At 60.0% G+C, this 12,081-nt stretch carries 11 protein-coding genes; 8 read left to right on the plus strand and 3 right to left on the minus strand.

The genetic code is table 11. The features are described 5' to 3' along the window. Entirely contained in the window at nt 1-945 is a 945-nt protein-coding gene (gene ubiV, locus ASD01_RS21660) for a ubiquinone anaerobic biosynthesis protein UbiV (RefSeq protein ID WP_060529034.1), read from the plus strand. Between the two features lie 50 nt (nt 946-995). On the opposite strand, the gene ASD01_RS21665 is transcribed toward ubiV, so the two are convergent. After that, the gene (locus tag ASD01_RS21665; protein ID WP_060529033.1) at nt 996-1,607 is read right to left on the minus strand and encodes an NUDIX domain-containing protein; all 612 of its coding nucleotides are present in this window, start codon (nt 1,605-1,607) and stop codon (nt 996-998) included. Between the two features lie 192 nt (nt 1,608-1,799). After that, nucleotides 1,800-2,786 carry a cyclase family protein gene (locus ASD01_RS21670; RefSeq protein WP_060529093.1) on the minus strand — a complete coding sequence of 329 codons (987 nt, stop codon included), beginning with the start codon at nt 2,784-2,786 and terminating at the stop codon, nt 1,800-1,802. Nucleotides 2,787-2,902: 116 nt separating this feature from the next. On the opposite strand from ASD01_RS21670, the gene ASD01_RS21675 reads away from it, so the two are divergent. The 7 genes from ASD01_RS21675 (at nt 2,903) to ASD01_RS34880 (ending at nt 11,206) form a co-directional block, all read left to right on the plus strand. After that, a complete protein-coding gene (locus ASD01_RS21675; RefSeq protein ID WP_060529032.1) occupies nt 2,903-3,799 on the plus strand; it encodes a LysR family transcriptional regulator in 897 nt (298 codons plus the stop codon). A gap of 296 nt (nt 3,800-4,095) precedes the next feature. Then, entirely contained in the window at nt 4,096-5,298 is a 1,203-nt protein-coding gene (locus tag ASD01_RS21680) for an HlyD family secretion protein (protein WP_060529031.1), read from the plus strand. A gap of 70 nt (nt 5,299-5,368) precedes the next feature. Further along, nucleotides 5,369-6,961: a DHA2 family efflux MFS transporter permease subunit gene (locus ASD01_RS21685; protein WP_156623685.1), complete on the plus strand. Its 1,593-nt coding sequence runs from the start codon at nt 5,369-5,371 to the stop codon at nt 6,959-6,961. 30 nt (nt 6,962-6,991) lie between these two features. Then, complete coding sequence (locus ASD01_RS21690) at nt 6,992-7,453, plus strand: MaoC family dehydratase (RefSeq protein WP_060529029.1); 462 nt, start codon at nt 6,992-6,994, stop codon at nt 7,451-7,453. A gap of 386 nt (nt 7,454-7,839) precedes the next feature. Beyond that, nucleotides 7,840-8,685 carry a sulfotransferase domain-containing protein gene (locus tag ASD01_RS21695; protein ID WP_082572824.1) on the plus strand — a complete coding sequence of 282 codons (846 nt, stop codon included), beginning with the start codon at nt 7,840-7,842 and terminating at the stop codon, nt 8,683-8,685. A gap of 241 nt (nt 8,686-8,926) precedes the next feature. Then, a complete protein-coding gene (locus tag ASD01_RS21700) occupies nt 8,927-10,267 on the plus strand; it encodes a lipopolysaccharide biosynthesis protein (RefSeq protein WP_060529027.1) in 1,341 nt (446 codons plus the stop codon). 303 nt (nt 10,268-10,570) lie between these two features. Next, a complete protein-coding gene (locus tag ASD01_RS34880) occupies nt 10,571-11,206 on the plus strand; it encodes a DUF882 domain-containing protein (RefSeq protein ID WP_082572819.1) in 636 nt (211 codons plus the stop codon). 90 nt (nt 11,207-11,296) lie between these two features. On the opposite strand, the gene istB is transcribed toward ASD01_RS34880, so the two are convergent. Beyond that, entirely contained in the window at nt 11,297-12,073 is a 777-nt protein-coding gene (gene istB, locus ASD01_RS21705; protein ID WP_060644370.1) for an IS21-like element helper ATPase IstB, read from the minus strand. Nucleotides 12,074-12,081: the final 8 nt, after the last annotated feature.

Below are 12,081 nucleotides of genomic sequence, written 5' to 3' on the forward strand. Positions count from 1 at the left end.
ATGACCATATCGACAAGCCCATCCAAGCCCGTCCTGAGCCTCGGCCCGGTCTACTATCTCTGGGATGGCCCCAAATGGCGCGATTTTTATTTCCGCATTGCCGACGAAGCGCCGATCGCCCACGTCACGATCGGCGAGGCCGTCTGCTCGAAGCGGCTGCATTTCATCGAGCCCTTTGTCGGCGAGGTCATCGAACGGCTGGAGAATGCCGGCAAGCAAGTAAGCCTCGCCTCGCTCGCGCTGGTGACGCTGGAACGTGAAAGCCAGTTGGTGCGCGGGCTTGTGCGTGACAGCGCCCATCCGATCGAGGTCAATGACCTATCCGCGCTGCACCTGCTTGCCGGCAAGCCGCATTCGATCGGGCCGCTGGTCAACGTCTATAACGGCGCGACCGCCCGGCTCTTGGGGTCGAGGGGCGCGACGAGCATCTGTCTGCCGCCTGAACTGCCGATGACGTCGGTGCGCGGCATTATCGAGGAAAGTCCGGGGGTCGACTTCGAGGTCTTCGCGTTCGGCCGCGTACCGCTGGCGATTTCGGCGCGTTGCGCCCATGCCCGCTCCAAGGGGCTGATCAAGGACAATTGCCAGTTCATCTGCGGCGAAGACCCTGACGGCCTGACCGTCGAGACCCTCGACAGCCAGCCTTTTCTGGCGCTGAACGGCGTACAGACCATGTCGCACACCTGCCAGGCGCTGCTGCAGGAACTGCCGGAGCTTGCCGCCGGCGGCGTTTCCCGCATTCGGCTGTCGCCGCAGGATTGCGACATGGCGGCCGTGGCCCGCATCTTCGACGATGTCATCGCCGGGCGATGCTCACCACGTGAAGCACAGGCGGATCTTGGTGGCGTTTACCCAAACAGGCCGTTTTCCAATGGTTTCCACCACCGTCAGACAGGAGCGGCATGGATATCCGCAGACGCTGCTGCAAGGGCAAGGGCAAGGTAGTCGGTTACTGGGAGGTGTCCCGACCGCCGGTTCGGGCGACCGCCATCGCTTCAGCCTGCCGGGACCCCAATGGGCATTGAGCTGGAGAACAGGTTCAAGGCGGCGTACTGCAGAAGCATGATCGTCTTGCCATCGCGGATGGCGCCAGAGCGGATCATGGCAAGCGCCTCGTCTATGCCAAGTTCGAGAACTGCGATATCCTCGCCTTCGTCTTTGTTGCCGCCGCCTTGCGATGTGCGGTCGCCGGGCTGGTACTCGCCAACGAAGAAATGCAGGCGCTCGGTCACCGAGCCTGGGCTCATGAAGGCGTCGAACACCTGTCGCACGTCGTGCACGCGAAAGCCCGTCTCCTCCTCCGTTTCCGCGCGGATGCGCGCTTCCGGTTCGGCGTTGTCGAGCAGTCCCGCCGGGGCCTCGACGAGCAGATCGTCATGGCCGTTAACAAAGGCTGGGTAGCGAAACTGTCGGGTCAGGATCACGGTGCGGCGGACCGGATCGTAGAGCAGGATCGTCGCGCCGTTGCCGCGATCGTAGGTTTCCCGTGATTGCCGCTGCCAGCTCCCGTCGCCGCGCAGAAAGGAAAAGGTGGTCTTCTTCAGGACGTACCAATCATCCGAGAGAATAGTGACGTCTTCCACTTGAATTCGGTGTGCAATGCTCATGCGCCCTCCATTGATAATGGCTGTCATGCGGTCGTGCAATTTCGTGCATTTGTGTGCAATGTCAAGATTTTTCGTGTACGGACGTCGCAATACGGCAGGGATATCGGGCGGTGTTTGTTGCGGAAACGGCGAGTGCCGCGGGGGCAATCCCGCGGCACACGGGTCAGCCGATTATGGCCTAACGGCATCTGCCTATCGCAACGGGAAGGCGACCGGCCGGATCGGAGCTGCGTCGCCGCCGCGGAACTTCAAGGACGCACCAACGAAGGCGAACTCGTAGACCCTGTCCTTGGACAGTTGTTCGAGATTGATGAGCTCGATGATCGGAGCGCCTTGCTGCGCGAGCAGGTAGGTATGAACGGGAATGTAGTTGTTTCCCGTTTCGGCCGGGAAGGCTTCGAAGCTCAGGTTATCGGCGCCCACCACCATGGCGCCGCCGTCCTCGACGAGGAACTGTGCCGCGTCGATGCTGAGGCCGGGAGGGTTGCTCGTATAGGCGGACTTGTCTTCGTAGTTCTGCATGCGACCCGTGCGGATCAAGGCGACATCGCCCTCCGCCAGCGTCACGCCCTGGCTTTTCAGCGCGTCTTCGAGATCCTTGCGCGTGATCCGGTAGTTGTCGGGCAGCATCTGCATGCCTTTGGCTGCCGCGACGTCGATCATCACGCCGCGCGCGACGATCGGCGGCAGTTTTTCGGCGCCGGTGACCGTCCAGCCCTGATCTCCAAGGTGGTCGGCGGCGGCATAGCCATTCCAGATCTTGCTGTTCAGGCCGAAGTGATTGAGCGCGTCGATGTGCGTGCCCATGTGCGCATACATCGAAACCGCCGAGCCGGTGTAGCTGACATGGGCGTTCATCTCCTTGCCGACCTTCATCGGATCGGAGACCAGAGTGCCATTCGGCGTGTGCGTCATCCACATCTGGTAGGGTGGGTCGCCGGCCGCCTCCCAGCTGGGCATGCCGATGAAATACTCGACCGCGAGGTCGTAGGACTTGCTTCCCTCGATCCGCGACAAAATGGCGGCCCGGGATTCCGGCGTGATGAGGTTGAGGCGCCCGATCTCGTCCTTCGGCCCCCACGGGCTCTTGCCGACCTCCTGCGCGAAGGCCGCGCCGCCGACGAGGCTGACGACAAGAGAAGCGATCAAGACACGCTCCAGGACTGCGGTGTTGAACATGATGAACTCCTTTTTCTGATCTTCCAACGACATCAGGAAGCTGGGCTCACCTTATTGCTGGCGCTGCAGCGCATAATCAGCGATGAATTGAAAACATAATTTACTTTGGAGAAAATATGGATCTGCTTTCCGCCATGCGTTCGTTCCGGCGCGTCATCGAACTTCAGAGCTTCAACAAGGCGGCGGAGGAGCTAGGACAGTCGAACGCGTCGATCAGCAAGCAGGTCCGGCAACTGGAAGAACGGCTCGGGGCCGTGCTCATCGTGCGCACGACCCGGCGCATGAGCCTGTCGGAAAACGGACGCGCCTATTTTTCCGAATGCTGCCGGCTTCTCGACGAGCTCGATCATCTGGAGCGCACCACCTCCGGCGAGGCAGGCGAGATCAACGGCCGGCTCCGGCTCAATGCGCCTCTCTCCTTCGGATTGACCGTGCTTGCGCCGATGCTCGCGCGCTTCATGACACTTCATCCGCAATTGAAGGTCGACATGACGCTCGACGACCACGTGCTCGACGTCGTTTCGGAAGGCTTTGACGTTTCCATCCGGGTGCGCGCGGCTCTGACGGATTCATCGCTGATCGCCCGGCGGCTCGGCGACATTGGCCAAGTCATCTGCGCCGCCCCGGCCTATCTCGCAGACAATGGCACGCCCGCGACCGTTGCCGATCTCAAGAGTCACCATTGCCTCACCTATCGCCTGGCCGACCAGCCCGGCAGCTGGAGGCTGGAAGGGCCTGACGGCGCCGTCATGATCGACCTGCCGGCACGTTTCGTCGCCGACAACAGCCTGATGCTCAGCGAAATGATTCAGGCGGGCATCGGCATTGGCGTGTTGCCCTCCTTCATCGCCACGCCGTTGCTTGCCGAGGGCAAGCTCTGCCAGGTGCTGCCTGGTCACAAGCTCGCCGAACGCGGCATCTACGCGGTCTATCCTACCAATCGGCTGTTGCTGCCGAAGGTGAAGGCCTTCACCGAGTTTCTGGCAAGCGAGATGCGACAGGCCGGGCTTTAAGGGCTCGGCGTGACAATACCTCAGAACCGAGTCGTGAGGTTCACGCGGAATATGCGCCCCGGTAGCCGCATTGAGATAGCGGTCATGTTCGGCCAACTGAAGATGGCGCGGGCGCCGTCGATCCCGAACGCCTCGTAATCATGTTACCTGGGTGACAGCTCAGATTATGGAACGGCCAAACTTTCCAAATTCGTTTGACAGCAATCGGCGGCGCGAATATTTTGGAAAGTATAACGTTTCCTTATTTGGCCAACCGTTCATTTCGACGCGCGCCGCACCGGTGAAAGGAACCGGAAATGAGCCAGCAGTCATTCAGCATCGAAAATGCCCAGCCCGTGGAACCGATGGAGTCCGTGCCCGGCGTGGAGGCACAGCGGACGCTGCCTGTCATCCCGACTGTGAACGCCACGAACGCTATCGGAACCCGCAGGCGCTGGCTTCGCAATGTGCTTTTCGCATCCGTTGCCATCGCCGCCGTCGCCGGCGCCACCGATTTCGGTTGGGCTTACTGGACGACGGGTCGCTTCGAGGTGTCGACCGACGACGCCTATGTGAAGGCCGATAGCACGACCATTGCCCCGAAGGTCTCGGGCCATATCGCCGAGGTACTGGTCACCGACAACCAGCAGGTCAAGGCCGGACAGGTTCTCGCCCGCATCGACGATCGCGACTTCACGGTCAGCCTCGAACAGACCAGGGCCGGCGTCGAAGCCGCCGAGGCCAATATCGCAAACAAGCAATCGGCTCTCATCGCACAGCAATCCGTGATCGATTCGGCCAAGGCGACGGTCGAGGCCGACAAGGCGGATCAGACATTCGCCGAGCAGGACGACAGGCGCTATTCGGAGCTCGCAAGGCAAGGCTTCGGCACCCTGCAGAACGCGCAACAGGCGGCCTCACGCATTGCCGCTGCAAGGGCCGCGGTGACGCGCGACACGGCAGCGCTCGCAAGCGCGGTCAAGCAGCTCGACGTGATCAAAGCCGAAGTCGCACAGGCAAAGGCCGCGCTCGACAGCGCGAAAGCGGCCGAGCATCAGGCCGAGCTCAACCTATCCTACACCGCGCTCGCAGCACCGATCGACGGCGTGATCGGCAACCGCACCTTGCGCGTCGGCCAATATGTGCAGGCCGGAACGCAGCTGATGGCAGTCGTTCCCACGCACGCGGCCTACATCGTTGCCAACTACAAGGAAACACAGCTTGCCGATGTCGTTCCCGGCCAGACCGTGGCGATAGAGGTGGACACCTTCCCGGGCCAGGTCTTCGAGGGCCACGTCGACAGCATCTCGCCGGCAAGCGGCCAGGAATTTGCGCTGCTGCCGCCCGACAATGCGACGGGAAACTTCACCAAGGTGGTGCAGCGCATCCCCGTCAAGATCGTGATCAATCGCGACAGTCCGCTCGACGTGGTGCTGCGGCCCGGCATGTCCGTCTACCCGACGATCGACACCCGAACCGCAGGAACGGCGGTGGCCGCCGTGTCGGCAAGCATAAACTGAAGGACGCTCAGGCGCCGTTCCCAGCTTTGAGGGCTGGCAGGAGGATGCAATGTCCACCACCACGATGCCCATGTTTTCACCCGGCGTGCGTGAGCCCGCAGCAACGTCGCCCGACAAGGCAAGTACGACGGCCTGGATTTCCGTTCTTGCAGGCCTGATCGGCGCCTTCATGGCGATCCTCAACATCCAGATTACCAACGCCTCGCTGCTCGATATCGAAGGCGGCATCGGTACCGGCGTCGACAACGGCGCCTGGATATCGACCTCGTATCTCATCGGCGAAATCGTCGTGATCCCGCTCACCGACTATTTGAGCCGCGTCTTCTCGTTCCGGCGCTATATGCTGACGAACGCCATCCTGTTTCCGCTGTTTTCGGCGGCCTGTGCGTTTGCCCATGATCTAGGCTCGATGATTGCGCTGCGCGGTCTGCAGGGTTTTGCCGGCGGCGTGCTCATTCCGATGGCCTTCACCATGGTGTTGACCCGCCTGCCCAAAGCGCAGCAGCCGCTCGGCCTGGCGCTGTTTGCGCTCTCGGTCACCTTCGCCCCGGCGATTGGCCCGACGATCGGCGGCTATCTCACCGAGAATTATGGCTGGCAGTCGATCTTCTTCGTCAACGCCCCGCCGAGCCTGGTGATGGTAATTGCGCTCTACTTCACCCTTGAGAAGAAGCCGATGCAATTGTCCCTGCTCAAGGAGGGCGATTGGGCCGGCATTATTACCATGGCCATCGGCCTTTCGGCGCTACAGACGGTTTTGGAGGAAGGCAACAAGGACGACTGGTTCCAATCGCCGTTCATCGTCAAGCTCGCTTTGACGGCGGCCGTGTTCCTGATCGCCTTCATCATCATAGAGCTCAAGGTCGAAAAGCCACTGGTGCAATTACGCCTGCTCAAGCAGCGCAATTTCGGGGTCGGCGTTCTCGTCAACGTGCTTGTCGGCGTCGCCCTGTTCGGCACGGTCTACATCCTGCCGCAGTATCTCGGCCAGGTGCAGCGCTACAATGCCGAGCAGATTGGCCTCGTGCTTGCCTGGACCGGGCTGCCGCAGCTTCTCATCATCCCGCTCGTGCCGGCGCTGATGAAGCGGTTCGACGTGCGCTACATCGGTTTCGTCGGCATAAGCATCTTCGGGGCCAGCTGTTTCATGAACACGACGCTGTCGCTGGACAGTGCCGGCGACCAGTTCTTCATCCCGAATATCGTACGCGCCATCGGTCAGGCGCTGGTGCTGACGCCGATCACGGTGATCACCACCGCCCGTATCGCTCCAAGCGATGCGGCAGCCGCCTCGGGCCTGTCGAACATGCTGCGCAATCTCGGCGGCGCCGTCGGCACGGCCACTCTTGCGACGGTGCTGACCAAGCGTGAGCAGTTTCACTCGAACATCATCGGCCAGTCGGTGACTGTCTATCGCGACGAAGTCCGCGACCGGATCGGCGATCTGACGCGGCATTTCATGGCGCATGGCGTCACCGATGCCGCCGTCGCACAGCACAAGGCGATCGCCGTGATCGGTGCTACGGTTCGCCGGCAGGCGCTGATCCTCGGTTTCAGTGATACCTTCGCGGTGATCGGGATCGTGCTGGCGCTTGCAGCCATCGCGCTGCTCTTTACCCGAAAGATCCAACTCGGCGGCGCCGGCGCGGGTGGCGCACACTAATTTGAAGATACGATGGAGGGAGGAAGGCCCATGCAAGGTTCCAGACCGGGTAGTCTCTATCTGGAGGATCTTCACGTCGGACAGCGCTTTACCAGCGCGACGCATACGGTCGACGAGGCGCAGATCAAGACTTTTGCCGCACAGTTCGACCCGCAGCCGTTTCATCTGGACGAGGCGGCCGCCAGTGACACGCTCTTCAAGGGCCTGGCCGCAAGCGGGTGGCACACGGCGGCGATCACGATGCGGCTGAACGTGGAGACCGGCCTGCCTTTCGCCGGTGGCCTCATCGGCGCGGGCGGAGACATCACTTGGCCGGCCCCGACGCGGCCCGGCGATACCCTGCATGTCGAAAGCGAGGTGGTCGAGATCATTCCCTCGCGCTCGAAACCCGACCGCGGCATCGCCGTCGTCGTCAGCCAGACGATCAACCAGCGCAACGAGGTCGTGCAGATCCTCAAGGCGAAGCTCGTCGTCGTGCGAAAGCCGAACTGAAGCGACTGTCTGGATTTTCTGTTGTCACGGTCGTATTTTCTCAACCGATGCCGCGCTCAGCCCGGCAACATACAGAGCAGGCTGCGCAAGCAAGCCTCAAATGACAAGAATGATCTATGCCACCGAACAAACGAGCGTTACTTGAGCGGTCCATTTGCTTTGTTGCCCTCTGGTGTCTTTTCCTGCTTGTCGGGGCGGCAGCTTTTCGGCGCCCGTGACGGTCCAGCCCTGGTCTCCGAGCTGACCGATCGTCGCATAGCCATTCCGTTGTGATTTCCCGTCGCATTCAATTCTAGAACCGCAGCTAGATTCCCGATCGCTGTTGAAGTACATTCTGTTTTAGCCGCTGCGGGGACGGTCTTCAGCGCGCGATCAGGGGGATGCGGATGAGCAGCATTCTGAAGCGTGTTGCCAGGCGAATACGCAAGCGTATGAGCCTAACCTCTCATGCGATATCGGCGGACGCTTTTCTGATTTCCTACCCGAAATCAGGAAGGACTTGGTTTCGCTTCCTCCTGTCTCAATACTTCGCTGGGGTCGCCGGCGAAGGCGAAGCCGTAAATCTTCACAACATGTTTTCGATTATCCCCAACTATGATCTCGATGGGATAAGAGGCATTCCCGCATTTCGCTTCGAAAATGGTCAGATCCCGAAAATCTTGGTCAGCCATCTCGAGTACCGAACGAGCCATTTCCTCATGCGTCCAGCAATCTTGATGATCAGGGACCCTCGCGACGTGCTGGTATCAGCCTACTTTCATGCGACGCGACACAAGCATCGCTTCGACGGTAATATTGACGCGTTTATTGAAGATGCCATCCAAGGTGCTCCTAGCCTGATAGATTACCTTAACGGCTGGGCGAGCGGCTTGCAGCGCCGGAGGCACCATATTCTCAGCTACGAGGACCTTTCTGCAGATCCAAGCCGCCACACGCGCAACGTTCTTCAGTTTCTAGGTTGCACGGTCGATGACGTCAACCTCGAAAAGGCGGTGCGTGCGGCGCAGTTTGATGCGATGCAAAGCCGCGAGCGCGTTGAGGGAATACCCGCTCACGATTACGACCGCAGCGATGACGAAAGCCTGCGCATGCGTCGAGGAAAAGCGCATGGGTTTATGGATTATCTAAGCGCGAAACAGGCGGAGCGTATTCTCCAACTATGTCGATTACGGCTTTCACCGGGTGCAAAAGACCTGGTTTCCCATTCAGGCCTCGACTTGCGCTCGACTTGATCGCGCGGGTACATTTATAGGCGCTGTCACGATGCTCCAAATCGCATCACTGCGAGTATATATTCGGATGCCGCGCTACTCTGGAGAATGATCTCATGATTTCGGCGCCTGATGACACCATAGTACAACTACGAATTTATAGATTATTGCATTTGTGAATATCCTAGCGGATTACTGCTAACGGCTTACCGAAAATTTTTGTCGCTCGCCAGCATGGCTGGTATTGCACTCTGGAACGCGCGTGACCATCCGCAAGAAACTCCGACGCGCCAGGCAGGCGTTCAAAGAAGTCTTAAGTAAAGAAAGGAGCCTAAAGGATAGGCTGCAGGCGGTTGCGCATCTGCTGGCCGGCAACTTCCTTGGCTCAATAGTAGGGCTCGCCGGTTTCGCTTTGACCGCACGGGCGCTCGGCCCGGCCGACTACGGCACCTTGGCGCTATGCTTTGCCTTCACCCGAGCGGTCGAGCGACTTGTCAGCTTTCAGTCCTGGCAGCCGCTCATCAAGTTCGGAGCCGAAGCGAAGGAGGCCGGGCGCGACGGTGATCTGCGAGCAATCCTGAAGTTCGGGTTGCTGCTTGATGTGGCAGCTGCAATCGCAGCCTGCCTCATAGCGATCATGCTGGTTCTTTTCGCTGCTCCTTTCATGGGCGTTTCGGAGCAAATCAAGGGATTGGCTTTTGTCTATTGCTTTGTCCTGCCTTTCCAGATTTCCGGCATGCCGACCGCCGTCCTCAGGCTGTTCGGTAGGTACGCGTCACTTGCCTATGGCCAGGTAATATCCAGCCTCTTGCGTGTCGCCCTTTGTTTTCTCGGCTATATTGCCGGGGCGGGACTCTTCGAGTTCGCATTGATCTGGATGGCCACACAGATCTTGAACTCCATCTCGCTGGTTGCCTTTTGTCTCCTTGCCCTCAAACGCGAAGGCCTGCTTTCCGGGCTGGCATCGGTCTCGCTGGCGCGGCTCCGAACGCGCTTTCCCGGGCTGTGGCGTTTCGCGATCTCGGCGAATGTGTCGCTTACCATTCGCGCCAGCGCCAATGAGCTCGACACGCTGCTTGTTGGCTATCTCGCCGATCCGACTTCAGCCGGAATGTTTCATATCGCCAAGCGTCTCGGCCGACTTGCACAACAGGCTGGGGTGCAGGTCCAGGCCGTCCTCTATCCTGAGCTCGCTCGTGTGTGGGTCTCAGGCGTCCATTCCGAGTTCCGTCGCGCGGTGTCGCAGACGCAATGGCTACTTCTTGCATTTGGCGTCGCGATGATCATCGGTTTCTACCTTGGCATTGAACCGGTGTTGAAATGGACGGCGGGGCCACAATTCGCCGGCGCCGCACCCCTTGTGATGGTTCAGTCCATTGCAGTAACCCTTACGCTGGTCGGGGCCGTCTTTCGTTCGGCGCTTCTGGCGATGGGTGAGGAGAACAAGATCCTCTCGAGCGTACTCGTCGCGGTTGTCGGATTCTACGCCACGGCATTGATTTTTATCCCACAATTAGGTGCTATGGGAGCCAATATCGCCCATATCGTCATGTCAGTTATCTGGCTGCTGGGAATGTACGTCGCTTATCGCCGGCGCGCTTAGGAGAATACGTCCCGTCTCGGTTGTATACCGCCCTCAATCGGGATCGTGGTGCGTCTCCGGCGGCGCGATGTGCCGTCGGCCGGTCTGGCCTCATCTGTGCGCCGGCCGGCAAGACCGGGTCCGGCAGAAGGAACCTCATTTGCCGGCCGGCGCTTAGGTCGGCCTAGCGCTTGGGTCGGCCATGCGCAGTGTTTGCCCCGGTACGCGAAGCGATTGCCCGGCAAATCCTCGGCACTCGCATCCCAATGCCGCCGCCCCGCAACTCCTTCAGACACTTCAAGGCGCCGCAACGAGCCGGCCCGCATGTTTGCTCGTCTGCTTGATCTCGTCTGGGAAGGCTATCTGCCCAACGGCGCGACATACTACATAGATGTCGTCTCCGCCTACCGGTCGCCGACCACCGACAACATGCTCCGCGGACGTTCGCGCATTTCCGGTGTCGCCAAAAACGGCCAGCATACGCTCGGCACCGCGATGCACTTCTTCCTCCAAGGGACACCAAACTGGCGGCATTGCAGATGCAGGTCGGCGGCGTTGGTTACCATCCCACATCGGGCGCGCCCTTTCGTCCATCTCCGATGTGGGGCTAGTGCGCGCGTGACCGCGCATGTCGCGCCAGGAATTGGTCGAGATCTTCCCGAATGGCAAGACTTTGCATGTTCCGGCCGACGTGAAGCCGCTTCCGGAATACAATGTCTCCACGACACTACGAGCGTGGGTGAGTTCGACCTCCTTTGCGGCCGCAAGTTTAACCGGTCCGTCGCGTTCGAACGATTATCAGCCTCCTCTGCGCTTGCGACAGCGTCACTTCCAACGGCGAAAAGCCAGGCTCTGGTAGGACCCGACAGGCAAACGGCCCGTCAACCCGGCGCCGAACAACCGGCGTCCTCAGACCTTGCCATTGCCGTTCCACTCTCGACACTCTGCGGATTTCGCTAGATCGGGACAGTCATTTCAGCAAGTCGCGGACAAGCGTTTCTCTAAGTCGCGGACAACGGGTGCGATCGAATTCCGGTTGCCTGGTTGCTGTTACGGGTGATTGATTTCGGTTATTTCGCCGCCGGTCAAGAGCGTCGGCGTTTTTCGTTTCCGCATGCTGTCGCCTTCGAGCGTTATGCGGTGAGCGTTGTGAACAATACGGTCCAAAATCGCATCAGCTAAAGTGGCCTCTCCGATCATTTCGTGCCAGGCCGCCACGGGAAGCTGAGCCGTGATCAGGGTCGATTTCCGCCGATATCGTTCCTCGAAGATTTCTAGCAGATCGAGGCGCTGTCGATCGTTCAAGGTGTGGGTTCCCCAGTCATCCAGCACCAGCAAGTGAACGCGCGCAAGCTTGTCGACGAGGCGCGGAAAGCGTCCATCGAGTCTGGCAAGTGCGAGATCCTCAAACAGCCGCGGCATACGAACGTAGAGGACTGAGTAGTCGAGGCGGGCCGCCTGTCGTGCGAAGGCGCAAGCAATCCACGTCTTTCCGGTGCCTGTTTGGCCGGTTAGGATCAGATTCTCGTTTGCCTTCAGCCATGCACCTTGCGCCAGAGATAGGACGTTCCGGCGATCAAGACCGCGGTGAGATCCAAAATCGATGTCTTCGATCGAGGCATTGGCAAAACGAAGCTTTGCTGTAGCGAGCCTGTTTGTCAGCCGTCGGTCTGTTCTCACGGCGATCTCTCGGTCGAGCATCAACCCCAACCGTTCGTCGAAGCTAAGGTCGTTTCCATGAGCCTGCTCGATAAGCTCGCGATAGGCGGTCGCCATCCCGGCAAGACCAAGCGCATTCATCTGATCCAGTGTTGGATGTGTCAGCATCTGATGTC

Origin of the sequence: Ensifer sp. Root423 (assembly GCF_001426275.1) — a bacterium.
In the GTDB taxonomy this organism is placed as follows: domain Bacteria; phylum Pseudomonadota; class Alphaproteobacteria; order Rhizobiales; family Rhizobiaceae; genus Ensifer; species Ensifer adhaerens.

What these genes read in the sequence shown, in the direction of transcription:
- ASD01_RS21665 (WP_060529033.1), bottom strand. Translation starts at nt 1,607, where the DNA reads ATGAGCATTGCACACCGAATTCAAGTGGAAGACGTCACTATTCTCTCG.
- ASD01_RS21695 (WP_082572824.1), top strand. Translation starts at nt 7,840, where the DNA reads ATGAGCAGCATTCTGAAGCGTGTTGCCAGGCGAATACGCAAGCGTATG.
- ASD01_RS21685 (WP_156623685.1), top strand. Translation starts at nt 5,369, where the DNA reads ATGTTTTCACCCGGCGTGCGTGAGCCCGCAGCAACGTCGCCCGACAAG.
- ASD01_RS21670 (WP_060529093.1), bottom strand. Translation starts at nt 2,786, where the DNA reads ATGTTCAACACCGCAGTCCTGGAGCGTGTCTTGATCGCTTCTCTTGTC.
- ubiV (WP_060529034.1), top strand. Translation starts at nt 1, where the DNA reads ATGACCATATCGACAAGCCCATCCAAGCCCGTCCTGAGCCTCGGCCCG.
- ASD01_RS21690 (WP_060529029.1), top strand. Translation starts at nt 6,992, where the DNA reads ATGCAAGGTTCCAGACCGGGTAGTCTCTATCTGGAGGATCTTCACGTC.
- istB (WP_060644370.1), bottom strand. Translation starts at nt 12,073, where the DNA reads ATGCTGACACATCCAACACTGGATCAGATGAATGCGCTTGGTCTTGCC.
- ASD01_RS21675 (WP_060529032.1), top strand. Translation starts at nt 2,903, where the DNA reads ATGGATCTGCTTTCCGCCATGCGTTCGTTCCGGCGCGTCATCGAACTT.
- ASD01_RS21680 (WP_060529031.1), top strand. Translation starts at nt 4,096, where the DNA reads ATGAGCCAGCAGTCATTCAGCATCGAAAATGCCCAGCCCGTGGAACCG.
- ASD01_RS34880 (WP_082572819.1), top strand. Translation starts at nt 10,571, where the DNA reads ATGTTTGCTCGTCTGCTTGATCTCGTCTGGGAAGGCTATCTGCCCAAC.